This window comes from Maribacter litopenaei (genome assembly GCF_025244665.1).
GTDB classification, from domain to species: domain Bacteria; phylum Bacteroidota; class Bacteroidia; order Flavobacteriales; family Flavobacteriaceae; genus Maribacter; species Maribacter litopenaei.
Map to the genome: position 1 here is coordinate 958,164 of NZ_CP104205.1, position 17,713 is coordinate 975,876.

General features: G+C 40.0%; 15 protein-coding genes and 3 pseudogenes. 9 read left to right on the forward strand and 9 right to left on the reverse strand.

Going from position 1 to position 17,713, the window contains the following annotated elements; all coding sequences use genetic code 11:
• The first annotated feature begins 32 nt into the window (after positions 1-32).
• Both NYZ99_RS05075 and NYZ99_RS05080 read left to right on the forward strand, forming a co-directional pair.
• On the forward strand, positions 33-1,019 hold the full coding sequence (locus tag NYZ99_RS05075) for a carboxypeptidase-like regulatory domain-containing protein (RefSeq protein WP_260574159.1): 987 nt from the start codon (positions 33-35) through the stop codon (positions 1,017-1,019).
• Positions 1,020-1,211: 192 nt separating this feature from the next.
• Complete coding sequence (locus tag NYZ99_RS05080) at positions 1,212-1,640, forward strand: hypothetical protein (RefSeq protein ID WP_260574161.1); 429 nt, start codon at positions 1,212-1,214, stop codon at positions 1,638-1,640.
• Between the two features lie 53 nt (positions 1,641-1,693).
• Here the strand turns inward: NYZ99_RS05080 and NYZ99_RS05085 are convergent.
• Positions 1,694-2,709: pseudogene (locus NYZ99_RS05085) on the reverse strand (glutamine synthetase beta-grasp domain-containing protein).
• Between the two features lie 241 nt (positions 2,710-2,950).
• Here NYZ99_RS05085 and NYZ99_RS05090 point away from each other — a divergent pair.
• The 6 genes and pseudogenes from NYZ99_RS05090 (at position 2,951) to pyrF (ending at position 10,118) form a co-directional block, all read left to right on the forward strand.
• Positions 2,951-5,088 (forward strand): annotated as a pseudogene (locus tag NYZ99_RS05090) (glutamine synthetase III family protein).
• 92 nt (positions 5,089-5,180) lie between these two features.
• Positions 5,181-6,360: pseudogene (locus tag NYZ99_RS05095) on the forward strand (AIR synthase related protein).
• Between the two features lie 49 nt (positions 6,361-6,409).
• Complete coding sequence (locus NYZ99_RS05100) at positions 6,410-6,853, forward strand: QcrA and Rieske domain-containing protein (protein WP_260574163.1); 444 nt, start codon at positions 6,410-6,412, stop codon at positions 6,851-6,853.
• A gap of 169 nt (positions 6,854-7,022) precedes the next feature.
• Positions 7,023-8,021: an FAD:protein FMN transferase gene (locus NYZ99_RS05105; protein ID WP_260574165.1), complete on the forward strand. Its 999-nt coding sequence runs from the start codon at positions 7,023-7,025 to the stop codon at positions 8,019-8,021.
• Positions 8,022-8,168: 147 nt separating this feature from the next.
• Positions 8,169-9,245, forward strand: a complete 1,077-nt coding sequence (prfA, locus tag NYZ99_RS05110; RefSeq protein ID WP_260574169.1) for a peptide chain release factor 1 — start codon at positions 8,169-8,171, stop codon at positions 9,243-9,245.
• Positions 9,246-9,290: 45 nt separating this feature from the next.
• Positions 9,291-10,118 carry an orotidine-5'-phosphate decarboxylase gene (pyrF, locus tag NYZ99_RS05115; RefSeq protein ID WP_260574170.1) on the forward strand — a complete coding sequence of 276 codons (828 nt, stop codon included), beginning with the start codon at positions 9,291-9,293 and terminating at the stop codon, positions 10,116-10,118.
• Here the strand turns inward: pyrF and NYZ99_RS05120 are convergent.
• The gene (locus NYZ99_RS05120) at positions 10,115-10,309 is read right to left on the reverse strand and encodes a hypothetical protein (RefSeq protein ID WP_260574171.1); all 195 of its coding nucleotides are present in this window, start codon (positions 10,307-10,309) and stop codon (positions 10,115-10,117) included. The genes pyrF and NYZ99_RS05120 overlap by 4 nt on opposite strands.
• Positions 10,310-10,540: 231 nt before the next feature.
• Here NYZ99_RS05120 and NYZ99_RS05125 point away from each other — a divergent pair, with 231 nt between their 5' ends.
• Positions 10,541-11,404, forward strand: coding sequence for an alpha/beta fold hydrolase (locus tag NYZ99_RS05125; protein ID WP_260574173.1), 864 nt, complete (start codon positions 10,541-10,543; stop codon positions 11,402-11,404).
• A gap of 386 nt (positions 11,405-11,790) precedes the next feature.
• Here the strand turns inward: NYZ99_RS05125 and NYZ99_RS05130 are convergent, their stop codons facing one another.
• From NYZ99_RS05130 to NYZ99_RS05160, 7 genes are all read right to left on the reverse strand, one after another.
• Positions 11,791-12,588 (reverse strand): hypothetical protein, encoded by a 798-nt coding sequence (locus tag NYZ99_RS05130; RefSeq protein WP_260574175.1) that lies wholly within the window; start codon positions 12,586-12,588, stop codon positions 11,791-11,793.
• 19 nt (positions 12,589-12,607) lie between these two features.
• A complete protein-coding gene (locus tag NYZ99_RS05135) occupies positions 12,608-12,967 on the reverse strand; it encodes a SusD/RagB family nutrient-binding outer membrane lipoprotein (RefSeq protein WP_260574177.1) in 360 nt (119 codons plus the stop codon).
• Between the two features lie 50 nt (positions 12,968-13,017).
• Entirely contained in the window at positions 13,018-14,244 is a 1,227-nt protein-coding gene (locus NYZ99_RS05140) for a SusD/RagB family nutrient-binding outer membrane lipoprotein (protein ID WP_260574182.1), read from the reverse strand.
• Positions 14,245-14,356: 112 nt separating this feature from the next.
• Positions 14,357-14,830 (reverse strand): hypothetical protein, encoded by a 474-nt coding sequence (locus NYZ99_RS05145; RefSeq protein WP_260574183.1) that lies wholly within the window; start codon positions 14,828-14,830, stop codon positions 14,357-14,359.
• A gap of 187 nt (positions 14,831-15,017) precedes the next feature.
• Positions 15,018-15,839 carry a TonB-dependent receptor domain-containing protein gene (locus NYZ99_RS05150; RefSeq protein WP_338039436.1) on the reverse strand — a complete coding sequence of 274 codons (822 nt, stop codon included), beginning with the start codon at positions 15,837-15,839 and terminating at the stop codon, positions 15,018-15,020.
• Positions 15,755-16,192 (reverse strand): hypothetical protein, encoded by a 438-nt coding sequence (locus NYZ99_RS05155; protein ID WP_260574185.1) that lies wholly within the window; start codon positions 16,190-16,192, stop codon positions 15,755-15,757. The genes NYZ99_RS05150 and NYZ99_RS05155 overlap by 85 nt, the downstream gene beginning before the upstream one ends.
• Positions 16,161-17,594 (reverse strand): TonB-dependent receptor plug domain-containing protein, encoded by a 1,434-nt coding sequence (locus NYZ99_RS05160; protein WP_260574187.1) that lies wholly within the window; start codon positions 17,592-17,594, stop codon positions 16,161-16,163. The genes NYZ99_RS05155 and NYZ99_RS05160 overlap by 32 nt, the downstream gene beginning before the upstream one ends.
• Positions 17,595-17,713: the final 119 nt, after the last annotated feature.

Genomic DNA, 17,713 nt, shown 5'->3' on the forward strand with positions numbered 1-17,713 from the left:
TTGATGAATAATCTAAATAACATTGAAAGCCCATGAGGAGCTTCTTCGTATTTCTGATGCTTTTATTTGTCGGTACTTCTATATACGGCCAAAATGGGGATTATATTTTTGGGCAATTGGTGGACGGTGATAATAATGAACCGGTGGCATTTGCCAGTATCAGGATAAAGGATGCTGCTATGGGGGTTATCAGTAATGTAGACGGTACATTCAGAATTCCCATAAGGTATAAGTCGATAGGGGATGTTCTAGAAATCTCCTGTATGGGCTATAGTACCAAATTGATAGACATCCAGGAATTGAAGGAAACCGAGGCGAATATCATTCTTATAAAACCTTCGGCAATGGAACTTAGTGAAGCAACCGTGAGGGCCAAATTGAAAAAGCTAGATGCGAGGGAAATGGTGAGAATAGCCGTAGCGCGTATCCCTCAGAACTATTCATTGTCCCCTTATGCCATGGTGGGTTACTATCGGGATTATCAGATAAAAAATGGAAATTATAACAATTTGAACGAGGCGGTTCTAAATGTATACGATTCAGGTTTTTCCAACAAGGACAATTTTAGTAATGAATATGAACTGTACTCGTACAGTCCCAATCTTGAATTTCCTGTTGATAGTTTTGCCCTGCAGCCTTATGACTATAGAGGTTTTAACAAGGTAATTCCGCACGCCAAAATGGAGAACACCGGAGGCAATGAACTCGTTACTTTGATGATACATGATGCTATTAGGAACAATCAAATAGAGGTATATTCCTTTGTTGATAATATGGCGAAGGATTTTGTAGAAGGTCACCGCTTTAGGCTATTGGGAACTACCAATTTTAAAGATCGATCGGTCTATCAAATAGACTGCTCTTTTAGGGACAAGGATTATTATGTAGATGGCACCATTTTTTTGGATACCGGTTCCTTCGCTATTTTAAAATTGGATTACACGGTGTTCAGGCGTAAAAAACCTGGAGAACTGGATAGTGCTATTAACGCCAGGAGAACGCTTTTCCAATGGTTTTAGAAATATTAGCGCAGAGGAGCTATACAGAATAGTAACGGAATATTATAAAGGGGAAAACAGCAAAATGTACTTGGGGTATATTTCCTTTTACAACAAGTTAATGGTGCAGCGTCCACGAAATTCTATTCAAAGTTTGTTGTGGATTTGCGCGATAGGTCTTTCAAAATTCGAATAAATAAGGAACCTGTTGATTTGGATAAGATAAAAAAAATCGATTTTAAAATTAGTTATAAGGGAAATTTACTGCCTATCGAGGAATTTTATTACTATGAGGATGAAAGAATATTTACGGTGTGCCCGGATTTAGAAAATGAAAAGATGGCCAATGCTTACGAATATTTATTTACTGAGCAAGATAGCGCTATGGTTTCAGATCTCAAGTACTCCTATGGTCATATTAGAGATACATTGGGCAATAAACTCGACGAGCGAAAATGGGAATACATTCACCAGTATAGGGAGTTCTTTGTGCAGGAAGCCACTCTGGGCCATCAGTTGATTTCTGAAAATGAAGAAATGGCAAAAAATATGCCTTTGGATAGTCCAAAACAACCCGTCTTAAGAGATTACTTGGAAGGGAACTACTGGATGAACACCCCACTTCCTGATATCCAAAACTAAAAAAGCCTCGAAAAATTCAAGGCCTTTCTTATCAACAATTAATTTTTACTTTTTTAAACTTTCGCAGACTTCACGGTCTTAACGATTCTTCCTGCAATTTTGTATGGGTCACCGTTTGAAGCCGGACGTCTGTCTTCCAACCATCCTTTCCAACCACTTTCCACGGTTGCAATAGGAATACGGATCGAAGCCCCACGGTCAGAGATTCCATAACTGAAATCGTTGATGGAAGCAGTTTCATGCTTGCCGGTCAAACGCTGGTCGTTGAACTCGCCATACACCTCAATATGCTCCTTAACTACAGGTCTAAAGGCCTCACATATTTTCTCGTACACTTCTTTTGAACCGGCAGTTCTCAATGTAGTATTGGAGAAGTTGGCGTGCATACGAGAACCGTTCCAGTCCATGTCCTTGCCCAATGGTTTTGGGTGGTATTCAATGTAATATCCGTAGGATTCGGTAAGACGGTCTAATAAATATCGGGCAACCCAAAGCTCGTCACCTGCTTTTTTGGCTCCCTTGGCAAACAATTGGAATTCCCATTGTCCACACGCAACCTCTTGGTTGATACCTTCAAAGTTAATACCGGCCGCGATACAAAGATCGGCATGCTCTTCAACAATATCCCTACCGTGCGTGTTCTTTCCACCTACGGAGCAATAGTATAGACCTTGGGGTGCGGGATAACCACCTATTGGAAAGCCCAATGGCAGTTGGGTATGGGTGTCCATAATAAAATATTCCTGCTCAAAACCAAACCGAAGTCGTTATCATCATCATCTATTGTGGCCCTACCGTTTGACTCATGAGGGGTACCGTCAGCATTTAAAACTTCCGTCATTACCAACCAACCATCTTTTCTTGCCGGGTCCGGAAACAAGGCTACGGGTTTTAACAAACAATCCGAAGATCCTCCTTCTGCCTGTCTCGTGGAACTACCATCAAAGGACCACATTGGACAGTCTTCCAATTTTCCGCCAAATTTGTCGACCACCTTGGTCTTGCTTCTCATGTTTTGAGTTGGGAAGTATCCATCCAACCAAATGTATTCTAATTTAATCTTGCTCATAATTATTGGTAGTTATATTACAATTTAAAAAGACGACCAAAAATATGTTTTTTTCAGGTATCTAGGTATTTTTTGGGGGTTAAATCTCCAAGATTTCAATAAATAATATGATACCCCTAATTTTTATCGGGTATTTTGTCAAATAAATATTTTTTGCACTTAAATTTGTCGAATTAATAATTTACTATAGCATGTCCATACCCGGATTTGAAGCCATTGTCCGAGCCTAAAAAGAGAGGCCATTACCGTAGAGGAAAAAGGAAGACGTTCCGATATTTTTGGTTTGAATGTTTTCAATGAGGCCAAAATGCTTCAATATTTGACCAAGGATGCCTATGAGAGCTTGAAGGATGCCATTGTTACGGGTTCCAAAATTAACCGTAAGATTGCTGACCAGGTTGCAGAGGCCATTAAAGGTTGGGCAATTACCATGGGAGCTACCCATTATACCCATTGGTTTCAGCCTTTGACCGGTGCAACGGCTGAAAAACACGATGCATTTTTCGATCTAACGTTGGATGGTAGGGCCTTGGAGAAGTTCGGTGGCGGACAATTGGTGCAACAGGAGCCCGATGCTTCCAGCTTTCCAAGTGGTGGTATCCGCAATACTTTTGAAGCTAGGGGATATACCGCATGGGACCCTACATCTCCCGCGTTCATATATGGAACAACGCTGTGTATACCCACCATTTTTGTATCGTACACCGGTGAGGCCTTGGATAATAAGGCACCTTTGTTAAGGGCATTGAGTGCTGTAGATGAAGCGGCGACCAACGTGGCAAAGTATTTTGATAAAAACGTCACAAAAGTGAACGCTACCTTAGGATGGGAGCAGGAGTACTTTTTAATCGATAAGGCATTGGCACATTCTAGACCCGACATAATCATTACCGGCCGAACCCTAATGGGAGTATCGGCGGCCAAGGGCCAACAGTTGGACGATCACTATTTTGGGGTGATTCCACGCAGGGTATTGGGTTTTATGAGCGATCCGGAAAAAGAGTGCACCAAATTGGGGATTCCGGTGAAGACCAGGCACAACGAAGTTGCCCCAAACCAGTTTGAATTGGCCCCTGTTTTTGAGGAGGCCAATTTGGCCGTGAACTATAACTTATTGTTGATGGATGTTATGGATAAAATTGCGGACAGACATCATTTAAAAGTATTGTTCCATGAAAAGCCCTTTGCCGGAGTCAATGGTTCTCGGAAAGCATAATAATTGGTCCTTATCCACGGATACCGGAGTCAATTTGTTGAGTCCCGGTTCTACGCCTATGAAGAACTTACAGTTCCTCACCTTTTTTGTAAACACCATCAAGGCCGTGGATACTTATGAGGAAGTATTGAGGTCTTCGATAGCTTCAGCAAGTAATGATCATCGGTTGGGTGCCAATGAGGCGCCACCCGCCATTTTTTCGATTTTTATAGGAAAACAGTTGAGCAGCGTTTTGGACGAATTGGAAGGTGTTTCCCAAGGTAAGCTTTCACCTGAGGAAAAAACCGAACTTAAATTGAACGTTGTCGGTAAAATTCCTGAAATACTGTTGGACAACACCGACCGAAACCGTACATCTCCCTTCGCCTTCACTGGAAACAAGTTCGAAATGAGAGGGGTAGGTTCCAAAACAAATTGTGCAAAACCAATGACGGTTTTAAATACCATTGTAGCAAAGCAGCTCAAGGACTTTAAAAAGGAGGTTGATGTATTATTGGATAAGAAAGGGCTCAAAAAAGACGAGGCCATTTTCAATGTACTTAGGGAATATATAAAGACCTGTAAAAGAATACGATTTGATGGTGACGGTTATAGTAAAGAATGGGAAACCGAAGCGAAAAAGAGAAAACTGAGTAATAATAAAAACACTCCCGAAGCCCTCCGTGTGCTGTCTTCAAAAAATACTATAGACTTATTCAGGTCGATGAAGGTAATGAGCGAGGTAGAACTTGGGGCGAGAATGGAGGTGGAGTTGGAAACCTATGTAATGCACCTTCAGATAGAGGGTCACATGTACAAAGACCTGGTATATAACTCGGTGATTCCTTCTGCCATAGCATATCAGAATAAATTAATTACCAATGTAACCGGCTTAAAGGAGATTTATGGCGCCGCCCATAAAGGATTTACCGAAGCGCAGCTTTCTATGATCGAAGAGATAGGGGAGCATATAACCGCTTTGAAAAAGGTTACCGATACCTTAACCGATACACAGAATAAGGCAGACAAAATAAGGGATACGGCCAAAATGGCGGAAGCTTATTGCAATGATGTAAAACCTTTATTTGATACGATTAGAAATCACGCAGATCAATTGGAAAGGTTGATCGATGAACCAGTTATGGCCGCTGACAAAATATAGTGAGCTCTTGTTTATCAAATAATTTCAAAGTTGTTGTTTTAAATGGGGATATGAAATTTTATAGAGATTGATTTTAAAATCAATTACCCTATTTTTGCCACAAATTTATCCAAGATGTCCTCATCCCATAGTGAAAGATATAATCAGCGAGGTGTTTCCGCCTCTAAGGAAGACGTTCATAACGCTATCAAAAATATTGATAAAGGACTATTTCCCAAGGCCTTCTGTAAAATCGTTCCGGATTACTTGACCGGTGATGACGATTATTGTTTGGTCATGCACGCGGATGGAGCGGGTACCAAATCCTCATTGGCCTACATGTATTGGAGAGAGACTGGAAATCTTTCGGTTTGGAAAGGTATTGCTCAGGATGCGCTCATAATGAATATCGATGATTTGATTTGCGTAGGAGCAACGGATAATATCATGCTTTCCTCTACCATTGGGCGGAATAAAAACAAGATACCGGGAGAGGTTATTTCCGCTATCATCAATGGATCGGAGGAGTTGATCAAGGAACTACAAACTTTTGGGATTACCATTAGGTCTACTGGTGGGGAAACGGCAGATGTTGGGGATTTGGTGAGGACGATTATCGTGGATTCCACCGTAACTGCTAGGTTAAAAAGGAGTGATGTCATTAACAATGCCAATATTAGGGAGGGAGATGTAATCGTTGGGTTGGCCTCTTTTGGCCAAGCCAGTTATGAAAAGGAATATAACGGTGGAATGGGCAGTAATGGACTCACTTCTGCCGAGACATGATGTTTTTGCAAAATACCTTTCCGAAAAATACCCTGAAAGCTACGATAATGAGGTTCCCGAAGAATTGGTGTATTCCGGAAATAAAAAACTAACGGATGCCGTGGAAGGTACACCATTGGATGCTGGTAAATTGGTGTTGTCACCAACAAGGATATATGCTCCCATCGTAAAGAATATACTTTCCAGGTATAGCAAAAAGGAAATACATGGTATGGTCCATTGTAGCGGGGGTGCGCAGACTAAAATTCTTCACTTTATCGACAACCTCCATATTGTAAAAGATAACCTCTTTGATATTCCTCCGTTATTTAAGCTAATACAGGAACAATCAGGTACGGGCTGGAAAGAAATGTATCAGGTTTTTAATTGTGGCCACAGATTGGAAATTTATACCGATAAAGAGACCGCAAATGATATAATTTCCATCTCGAAGAGTTTTAACGTGGAGGCCCAGATCATTGGTAGGGTAGAGGCTTCCCCAACCAAAAAATTGACCATAAAAAGTCAATTTGGAATCTTCGAGTATTAAGGCATACGAATAGCTGGATACGTACGTTTGTATTATAAACATCTCGGCTATGGAAAGAAAACAATTTTTAAAGAGTTTAGGTGCGGGAGCTGCATTTGCCATTACTTTTCCGTGCTTGGGAAGTTGTTCCAAAGACAACGGCGAAAATGGCAATATTGTTGAAGAGCCTACGAATGTGGACTTTACTATTGATTTAAACTCAGCTGAAGCAGCTAACCTTGCAACCAACGGGGGTTTTATTCGAATAAATTTGGTGGTCGTAGTTAGAAACCTGGAAGGTGAATTGATTGCCGCAAGTCAGGTCTGTAGTCATCAAGGCTATGATGAGGTACGGTTTGCAAGTCAGAACGGAGGTATATTTTACTGTGATGTACATGGCTCGCAATTTGCCCAGGATGGTAGCAATCTAAATCCAGGTAATGGAAGGGCTACAAAACCTTTAAAAGTATATCAAACTGAACTTAATGGAGATATTTTAAGGGTTTTTGAATAACCCAAATGTAGTCCCAATTCTTTACTTATTTGAATTTATCTCCTTCCAAAACAGTCCAAGTAGTGGATAGTCACTACAGTTGGTTTTGTTCTAAAACCAATCATACGCTGTTATCCCTAAAATTTTGGGGTTTTCCTAGAATGTTAGACCCATTTAAAGTAACACTGCTTTGAGGTTTTGGGTTATCATACTGTCCATTTTATGCACTAGCACTTTGTTGGCACAAGAGAAGAATTATGTCACGGTAAAACAGACTGCCATCTTAATGGGCGGACCTTTTGAGATTACGGTCGTCTCAACCAATGAGGACTTGGGCTATATAAATATTCAAGAGGCCATTGGTGAAATTGCAAGAATTGAAAAACTGATCTCTTCATGGGACAAAAATTCCGAAACTTATTTAATCAATGAAAATGCCGGCATTAAACCGGTCAAAGTAAGTTTGGAGCTTTATAAGTTGATAGAACGTTGCAAACAAATTTCGGAAATCACCAATGGTGCCTTCGATATTTCGTATGCCGCTTTGGATAACCTATGGGATTTCAAAGGCACTATGTCCTCCATACCAACAAAACAAAAAATTAAGGAAGCGGTTGCCAGGGTCAATTACAATGCAATCCAGTTAGATGAATCTGAACTAACTGTTTTTCTTCCAAGACAGGGTATGAAAATTTCTTTCGGGGCCATAGGTAAAGGATATGCCTTGGATAAGGCCAAAGAATTATTGGTTTCCAAACAGGTGGTGGCCGGTATGATCAATGCATCCGGTGATCTTACCACATGGGGTACCAAGGCGACCGGTGAAAAGTGGTTATTGGGCATTGCCAATCCAAATAATAGGACAAAAGTATTTTACTGGCTGCCAATTGTTGAATCATCAGTGGCTACTTCCGGAAACAAGGAAAGGTTTATCGAAATCAATAATGAAAAATACACTGATATTTTAGACCCTAGAAGTGGTTATCCCATTCGTAGGAATGTTCAGAGCGTGTCGGTTTTTTCTAAAAATGCGGAATTATGTGATGCCTTGGCTACGGCAATAATGGTTATGGGAACTAATTCGGGTTTGGCATTGGTGAATCAATTGGGGGATACAGAGGTAATTATTGTCGATTCGGAAAACAAAATTCATAAAAGCTCCGGTATGATACTGGACAAAATACCCTGATTTCAAAATTTTTGGAAAAATACTTCCCCTAAAACCAAGTTTTTTTAGACTTAATTATTGATGATTTTTTGCACCTGGATAGGTATTGAATTACCTTAAAACAGTACCTAAAATTATTGTAATTTCGCAGGATAAGTGTAGAGGATAATGATTGATAAATTAAATATAGTAAAACAACGTTTTGATGAGGTATCGGATATGATCATTCAACCTGATATCATTTCGGATCAGGAGCGTTACGTAAAGCTTACCAAGGAATATAAGGACCTTAAGGAATTAATGGTCAAAAGAGAACAGTATTTGGAGTATAGCAATAACATTTCTGAGGCTGAGGAAATCATAGCCGATGGCTCCGACGAGGAGATGTTGGAGATGGCCAAGGTGCAATTGGAAGAGGCGAAGGCAAGTCTTCCTGCCTTAGAAGATGAAATAAAGTTAATGTTGATACCTAAGGATCACGAGGACGCCAAGGATGTCGTAATGGAGATTAGAGCAGGTACCGGTGGTGATGAAGCAAGTATTTTTGCGGGTGACCTTTTTAGAATGTATACCAAATATTGTGAAAATAGGGGATGGAAGACGAACGTTATCGATTTGAGCGAGGGAACCAGCGGTGGATACAAAGAGATTCAATTTGAGGTCACCGGGGAGGATGTTTATGGAACTTTGAAATTTGAAGCCGGTGTCCATAGGGTGCAAAGAGTACCGCAAACGGAAACACAGGGAAGAGTGCATACCAGTGCCGCCACTGTCATGGTTCTACCTGAAGCGGAGGATTTTGATGTGGAAATAGACCCAAAGGATGTCCGTATAGATTATTTTTGTTCTTCAGGATCAGGAGGACAGTCTGTAAATACTACTTATTCCGCAGTGCGTTTGACACACATTCCAACCGGATTGGTAGCTCAATGTCAGGACCAAAAATCCCAACATAAAAACAAGGACAAGGCTTTTAGGGTTCTACGTTCTAGATTGTACGATCTGGAACTGGCGAAAAAACAAGAAGAGGATGCCGCCAAAAGAAATTCTCAGGTAAGTAGCGGGGACCGTTCGGCAAAGATTAGAACTTACAATTATCCACAGGGTAGGGTTACCGATCATAGAATTGGGCTTACCCTTTATGATTTATCCAATATTATAGATGGGGACATTCAACGGATAATAGATGAACTGAGCCTAGTAGAAAATACAGAGAAACTTAAGGAAGCATCTGAAATATTTTAGTAATGAGGGTATAATAGCCGTACCTCCTGTAAGCATTTTAATTTTATGACCACCGAAGATTTGGTACAACAAATCCGTAAAAAAAAGACTTTTCTGTGTATTGGACTTGATACGGATTTGGAGAAAATTCCTCCACATTTATTAGAAGAAGAAGACCCTATTTTTGAGTTCAATAAAGCCATTATAGATGCCACCCACCACTTGTGTGTGGCATACAAGCCGAATATCGCATTTTATGAAGCCTATGGAATAAATGGTTGGAAATCATTGGAGCGAACCATTGAATATTTGAATAAAAACTATCCTGAGCAATTCACGATTGCCGATGCAAAAAGAGGTGATATAGGGAATACTTCCGCCAGGTATGCCAAGGCTTTTTTTGAAGATTTAAATTTTGATTCCATTACTATTGCTCCCTATATGGGCAAGGATTCTGTGGAACCTTTCTTAAGCTTTAAGAATAAGCATACTATTTTACTGGCACTTACTTCCAACATTGGTGCTTTTGATTTTCAAACAAAAAAGATAGATGGGAAGGAACTATATAAGGAAGTACTTGCTATCTCTAAATCGTACCATGGTTCTCAGAACTTAATGTATGTGGTAGGCGCAACTAAGGCGGAATATTTGACGGAAATTCGGAAAATAATACCGGAAAGTTTTTTACTTGTGCCTGGTGTTGGCGCACAGGGAGGTAGCCTTCAAGAGGTTTGTAAATATGGCATTACATCAGATGTAGGCCTATTGGTTAACTCTTCCCGAGGGATTATATATGCATCAACAGCAATGGATTTTGCCAACGCTGCCAAGGAAAAGGCCAATGACCTACAAGGTCAAATGCAGAAAGAATTAGAATCTAGGAATTTGCTCTAGACAAGGTTCTCCAAAGATTTTTGGATTTTTAATGCCCTTTGCTCAAAAAACTCGCTCAACTTTGTATTGGAATATCTCATCTTTGAGGCCTTGTCCACAAAGTTTTGATATTGATATTCCAGCAAAGTAATAACGTTTGGTTTTGCTGCGATTGGGGTAACAGTTCCGACTTTACAATATTGCTTTTCCATAGTTGAAGTTTTGTTCTTTCAAATATACGCTGCCAATCCCTTTTTGGATGTCACCTATCTATGCTAAACAACTAATTATTAGGTAATTTGTCTTTTTTTTAACATTGTGCTTGTTAAAAAAGGAAAAAAAGGACGAAAGTGGGTATAATTTATAGCTATAAGAGGTTTCAATTATAAAAGAATATCTACATTGTGTGGCTTTTCCTAAATCAAGGAAAAAAAGAGAACACTTTGTTAAGTCATACGATATACTTAAATCATAGCTCATTACCTTGGGTTACCTTCATTGATGGTGCGGGAGGTATATTCTCTTTGTGGGAAAAGCAATTACCGGAATTTAAACTTCATTACAACATATTGGTCATAGGTTTGAAGGATTTGGAAAGTCCTCTAAACTCAATAGAGGATTTACGGGTTGAGGCCATTTCCACTGGTATACTTCATGTTTTAGATTATAGGAATATAGATAGGTCCCATTTTATAGGATTGTCCCTAGGTACGGTTTTTATCAAAAATTTTGCCCTTAAATATCCAAATCGTATCGAGTCGATGATACTAGCTGGTGCTATTGCAAAAATAAATTACCGTCTTCGTTTCCTGTTTCAGATGCAAAAATGGGTCAAAACCTTGTTTTCGTTTTCTACTCAATTCAATTTTTTCACATACTTACTTTTACCGAATCGTAACCACAAGGAATCACGAGAATTTTTAAAGGAACAATCAATAAACTGGAACAATGAGGAATTTTTAAAATGGGTCCAGTTTACCAAAAAATTAAATCCTGTTTTGAAGTATCTTTATTCGGAGCAAACAAATGTACCCTCACTATATGTTATGGGTGAGGAGGATAGATTATTTCTTCCGGCTGTAAAGAAAATGGCGCCTCATAATTCGGGATCACTTCTTTTCATTATTCAGGATTGTGGCCATCTTGTCAATATAGAGCAAGCAGTACTTTTCAATAAAATGGTTATAGGATATTTGGTAGGCTTTGAGGGGGTACCGCTAAATAATAGAATTGGAATAGAATCAAGTAGTAAATGCAGCCCTGAGGAGGTATTGATAGCTAATTCAAATAACCACTCTAAAAAATAAGACAGAAGTTCTTTTTTAAGGTTGTCTCAGAGCTGCTTTATAATTACTATTGATTTTGATTGTTACTTCAAAAAAACTATGTTTTAATTGTTCAACGGGTAATCCCTATAAACATTTCCTTATCCGATGAATTTTTACCGATGTTTTACTAATTTTTTTAAAAATAATTTCATTTTGGTGGTGATTCATAAAAAAGTTAGCAAAAAATTTTAAAAATTCACAATTGTTTTCTCAATATTTATACGTTGAGTAACCTCCTTTTAGATGTCTAGCATATAGCTTTTATAACATTATTATTCCAAGGTTGTTAAAAATAAGAGCCGCCCTATTATTGATTGATGAATAGAGGCGACTCTCTTAATCCAACCATTTTAAAGATTGGTTAGTTAATACAAGGGGACGGGTTTGGTCCAAATGGACCTCTCACATCGCCATCTCGGGGTTGTTATAGTATACACATGTTCTTCCTCGAATGCGCCACTGGTGTATGAAATTACCAGACTTGAAGTACCAACAGGCACCTCAACATCGAAGGATGCTTCCGAACCAGCACCAAAGGTATAATTGGTAGACTCCCCGTCAATTTCAAAGGTCACAAATGCACCGTCCCATCCATCACCATAGAGATCTTGCATATCTATTGTCCATACCCCAGGTACTGTTGCGTCATTAATTGGAGAACATTTAATAAGGACTATAAAATTGTAGGCCTGTCTTTGTTCTTGTTGACCCGTGATGCTGCCCGTAAAATTCTCAAAAGCAAATACAGATCCATCCAGTCCGGTTGATTTCCCCAAAAACCGAATAAAATCACCTCCCGAGATATCATCAGTAGTTATTCCAAGAGCATCGGCTATATCCGTATACGGAATGGATATTTCAGTTGGGAAACTTGTCACGGTCGTCAACGGAACTGTATCACTTGCCACACCTCCTGATTCCCTACTTACGCTTAATTCCCAGGAACTTACATTATTATCTAATGCGTCCACTGTTCCGTTAAAGGAACTACTACCAATATCGCCAGCCGCTACAATAGTCTGCTCTACCACTATTCTAACATAGGGTGCCTTACTATTTTCGGGTTCAAGCAGATTCAACGGGTTTTTATCTTCCTCTTCACAGCCTACAAAAAGTAGGGATATACAAAGTAGACGAATTATTGAGTTTATTTTTCTTTTCATTGTTTTGTTTTTAAGATTGTTAATCTACGAAGCCTGCAGGGTTGGTATCCCAAAAAACTGGGGTGTCCGGAGCTGCTTTTTGGGTTATGTTGGTATTATTGTCTGATGCGGTTTGGGAATACCAGTTAGACCTAAGAAATGTACCGGTATCTTCCAAAAAGAATCCAGGTGTAAGGTTGTCCGGTTGTCCAGTTCTTCGGTATGTATTGTAGGCCTCTATTCCATTGCCCCAAAGTGCTATGAAGTATTGTTCCACAATAATTCTTAGTTTATCTGTTTCTGAACCTGCATCGTATGCATTTAAAATATTGGATATATGGCTGTCTATTGCACTAGAAGTGGGCACATATCCACTACCTTCCGCCGAGACTGGCCCCAAAAGCCATCACTTTACCTATAGATGCCCTTATACCATTTTCAAGATAAGTTCTAGCATCTCCTGTGCATTCCTAATGTAAGTGAAGCTTCCGCTAACATAAAATAGGTATAGGAAGACATCAAAAACGGGGAGATACCCGCTCCTGCCAGTCCTTCGTTGACCGCTGCAGAACCGGAAACATTTCTAAAGGAATTGTCATCAAATGGCCCACCTACCGGATATACTCCGAAGACCGTCCTAAATTGCTCGTCCGGCGGAATACCGTCATTATCCAAGTGGTTTCTTCCCCAAAGCCCATCTATTCCATTTATATTAGGAACTAGACAATAGGGTAGGTCGCCGCCCCACCATGAGGGTCCGGAAATTTCGGTCACACATTCCTTGGTAACAACATCGGCATCCGAAAAATCACCTACTTGACGATAAAAATAATATCTAATTCTTGGATCCGCCTCATTGTATTGATTCGCTAAAAGATTCATAAAGTAGTTACACATATAGAAGTCAGAACTAGGTCCCTGTCCATCAAAATTTGCTGCAAAGTATGGGTGTCTGCTATCTGGTGCAGCATTACTGGTCGCCCACTGAAACTGAAAATCATCTTCTGAGTCCAAGATGAGTTGTCCATCTGCAATAATTGAATTAATTGCACTAGTGGATGCTGATGCACCAAATCCACCATCGCTGGCCAACCTTGTCTGTAGATACAACTTAAGCCTCATGGTATTTGCCGCTTTTATCCATTTGCTTTCATCTCCTCCATAGTAAAGGTCATTAGTGGGTAGGGCAATTTCTTCCTTGTTTAAATTGGTGATAGCATCCAACAATAATTGATCAGCCGCCGCATAAATGGATGCCCCGGAGTCAACTATGGGATTTAGAATTCCTTCTCCACCACTTACGGCTTCTGAATAGGGAACATCACCGAAGAAATCTACCATTGACATCATCATATAAGCTTCCAAAATTTGTCCAATGGCTATATGGGTAAACTGTCCGGCTTCTTCCGCTAAAGGGTTCATCGTTCGTATGTCTATCAATGCACGGGCATAGACATTATCCCAAACCCTGTCAAAATCATCGGGATCGTTCAGTTCTCTATAGGTGGGTCCCCCACCATTGAGCATACGTACAGGCTGCATTCCAAATTGACTTAAACCGTTTTCATTTCGATCTTCTTCCCCGGAATGAATTTCCGCGACCTGTTGTTGAATTTGATTTAGAAAGAAATCTACACTTGCCTGTTCAGGATTAAGGGCATTTGGACTAGGAATCACTGAAAGTTCCGTGGTATCACAACCCGAAGTAATATCATTGCTATATTGGACAATAGTAGGCCAATTTTTTTGAATGTTTTTTTCATAATACTGTTTTTGTTTTTCATAGTTATTAGAAGGATGCCCTTACGGTAAAACCATACCTTCTTGTGGATGGACCTGTAATAAAATCAATACCCTGCCCATTGCCTACACCGGTACTTGATGCATTTGTGTCGTAATTCAAAGTGCTTTCAAAGTTCACAGCCTTGAACCATAGATTTGTTCCGGAGAGTGTGAACGATAAATTGCCAAATAGAGTTTTTTCCAACAATTTTTTTGGTATGGAATATCCTAGGGAAGCTTCTTGTAGTCTAATGGTTGTACCATCGAATACACTTAATTCATTGATATCACCACCAAAATAGGTGTTAAAGCCAAACTCTGTGGAACTGATCGCTACATCATTTGGGGAGCCATCAGCCTGCACTCCGGGCAATACATAGTTTGATTCCCTATCAATTGGATTATCGGCATCCACAGTTCCTCTTCCAAGTAGAGCGGCTGAGGTGACAGAATAAATATCACCCCCGTGTCGATATTGCAAGTTTGCAGAGAGTGTGATTCCTTTGTATGTAAAGGTGGGAATCAACGCAGTGATTCAACTGGGTTTGGGTCACCTATTTCGGATATATTATTATCGACCAAATAAAGTCCATTTCCTCCTACAATTCTGTCACCATTATCATCTTTTAGAAAAGTAGTTCCCAAGAATACACCGAAAGGCCTACCTTCTACAGCATAGTTGGCAGCTTCCCCGAAATAGCCTGTGTCAAAAGTATGTTGTTGGTACCCTCGGCTAAATCAGTGACGATACTTTCGTTAGCGGTAAAATTACCGGCAATATTAAAGCCAAATCTGTCTCCACCACTTTTTAATATGTCAATATCATAATCTACCTCTACCCCTTTAGATTTCATCTCACCGATGTTTACAAAAGTGCTTAGGAAACCTGTGGAACTATCCAAGGTCCTGTTGGTAATTAAATCCGTTGTAGTTTTATTGTACAAACTAACATTTAGGTTAAGCCTATTAAAAAACCGTGTATCTATACCTATTTCCAGTTCCTCTACTTTTTCCGGTCTTAGATTACGATTCCCCAAAGTGTTCGAAACTGTGTTTCCTGAAATAACATTGCCGTTGATATCCAAAAGATTTCTTGCCCCCAAGGTAAGTACGTCCCTGGTGTTGAACGGTGTTGGAAAACCAGCAGAGGAGCCATAGCCAAAACGTAACTTCATGTAATTGAGACCATTTCCTTGAATGTTGTCAAAAGCAGTGGTAGGTACAAAGGAAATACTGGCCCCAGGATAGAATAAGGAATTGTTTTCCCTTTCAAGAGTGGAGGACCAATCATTTCTTCCAACGACATTTAGATATAGGTAATCTTTGTAAGAGAAAGTGGCATCCAAATAAAGGCCTACTAAGTTTTCCTCAAAATCCTGATTCATATTCTGACTGGAAAATGAATTTATGGATGAAGGTGTGGTAAAATTATAGTGCTCCGAACACCGAATACCAGTTGACCTGTACTCTCCAAACCATCTTGTGAAAATGTATCCCTTCTGCTATTAGCTCCCAGGGTAGCCTGTAAGTTTAAATTTTCGGTAATATCTTTATTTGCACTAAGTACCAAATCATGGTTCCAAATGGAGTTTCTTACTACTGATGTTCTTAAAATACCTAGGGCAGGGCCATCCACACCACCTTTGTTTTGTCCGTAGGAATTCATTTCCGTATAGGTGTCAAGGCCCATTCTATAGGAGAGGTTTAGCCAGTCGTTAAAAGCATAGCTCAATGACATATTACCTAAAAATCTATCTGTGTTTTGAGAGGTTTTGGAATTGGCTATCGTCCAATACGGATTTTGGATATCATTACCGCGACCTGTAGTAGAGACTTCTACCATCCGCAGATTGAAAAGGTAGGTTGGTAAGGTCAACACTTCTAGGCGTATATAGGACATCACCAAATATTGCGGAGCCCTGAAAGGCAGCCCCACTTCCTGTACTCACTGCATTTGGGGGGGACTTGTAACCAGTTCTAATGAAATTAAAAACCCCGGATGCCGTTAAGTTATTGCTTAGCCTTGCATTACCTCCAATACTAAAGTTATTTCTGAGCAGATTATTTCCAGGAGTAACACCCGCATCTTCAGTTCTGCCATAATTTGCATTGAAGTTAATCCTTTCCGAACCACCTCTGACGTTGACCGAAGTACTGTATACGTATCCCGTTCTAAAAAATTCCTCTACGCCATTATAAGGTTTGTATTCATAAGGTTGACTTAATAAATCTTCATATCCTGCGATCAGGGATGGATCTGCTATATAATTGAAGGGATGCTGTAACAAAGCACTGCCGTTGCTTGCATCTCCAATATATTGACCTGCATTCGCAATACCATCGTCATCCGTTCTATCAAATCTAGATCCCCAGTTGCTAAAGAAAAATCCAAAACCTTGATGAAATCCACCTCCATAATTATCCTGGTATTCCGGTAGAATGGCTTTTGAGGCAAATACTGATTGACTGATGGTTACTTCGTTTTTTCCTTTCGTTTCTCCGGAGCTGGCATTCTTAGTAGTAATCAAGATTACCCCATTTCTACCCCTGTTTCCATAAAGTACGGTGGCACTCAGGCCTTTTAAGACACTAACATTTTCAATGGTGTTGGGATCTATATCCAAAAACCTACTGGATTCGGTGTTACCATCCAAATAATCGCTTTGTGTGTTGGTGCCAGAATCAAATGGAATCCCGTCCACAATGAACAAGGGTTGATTTGATTGGGTTGCAGAGGAATAACCCCTAATAATAATATTTGTTCCGGAACCAGAAAGGCCATTGTTCGAAGTTATATTGACCCCCGCAACTTTGCCACTAAGCACGCGACCGATATCGGCTTCAGGTCTAGATTCCACTTTATCCGATTCTACGGTAGTAACGGCATATCCTAGTGATCGTTTTTCCCGTACAATACCCTGAGCGGTTACGACTACTTCCTGTAGGGCCTGGGCATCTTCGACCATTGTGACATTGATAACATTTTCAGCACCAACGGTTCGTTCCTCTGTACTTTGGCCAATATAGGAGAACACCAATACATCTCCCGGTGAGACTTCAATGGCATAGTTTCCGTCAAAATCGGTTTGGATTCCTGAAGTTGTACCCTTTATCAAAATATTGACACCGGGCAAAGGAACACCTCCTTCGTCCACTACATTACCAGTCACGGTTTTTTGTTGTGAATATGCCCATGTTATTCCGGTTAGAAAAAGCATAAACAACCAAATACATTTTTTTTTCATACGTAAAGATTTAAATGAGTTAGCTATGAATCACTTTAAACATGCAATGGTCTTAATGGCCTGAACCCTTAGCGGGCATGTCGCATTTTAGAAAAGCCGATAGCGCTTTTTTGGATTGA

Bases quoted from the DNA above. Each gene is read 5' to 3' on its own strand.
- pyrF (WP_260574170.1), top strand. From the start codon at position 9,291: ATGACCACCGAAGATTTGGTACAACAAATCCGTAAAAAAAAGACTTTT.
- NYZ99_RS05155 (WP_260574185.1), bottom strand. From the start codon at position 16,192: ATGGTAGAAGTCTCTACTACAGGTCGCGGTAATGATATCCAAAATCCG.
- NYZ99_RS05075 (WP_260574159.1), top strand. From the start codon at position 33: ATGAGGAGCTTCTTCGTATTTCTGATGCTTTTATTTGTCGGTACTTCT.
- NYZ99_RS05100 (WP_260574163.1), top strand. From the start codon at position 6,410: ATGGAAAGAAAACAATTTTTAAAGAGTTTAGGTGCGGGAGCTGCATTT.
- NYZ99_RS05160 (WP_260574187.1), bottom strand. From the start codon at position 17,594: ATGAAAAAAAAATGTATTTGGTTGTTTATGCTTTTTCTAACCGGAATA.
- NYZ99_RS05120 (WP_260574171.1), bottom strand. From the start codon at position 10,309: ATGGAAAAGCAATATTGTAAAGTCGGAACTGTTACCCCAATCGCAGCA.
- NYZ99_RS05130 (WP_260574175.1), bottom strand. From the start codon at position 12,588: ATGAAAAGAAAAATAAACTCAATAATTCGTCTACTTTGTATATCCCTA.
- prfA (WP_260574169.1), top strand. From the start codon at position 8,169: ATGATTGATAAATTAAATATAGTAAAACAACGTTTTGATGAGGTATCG.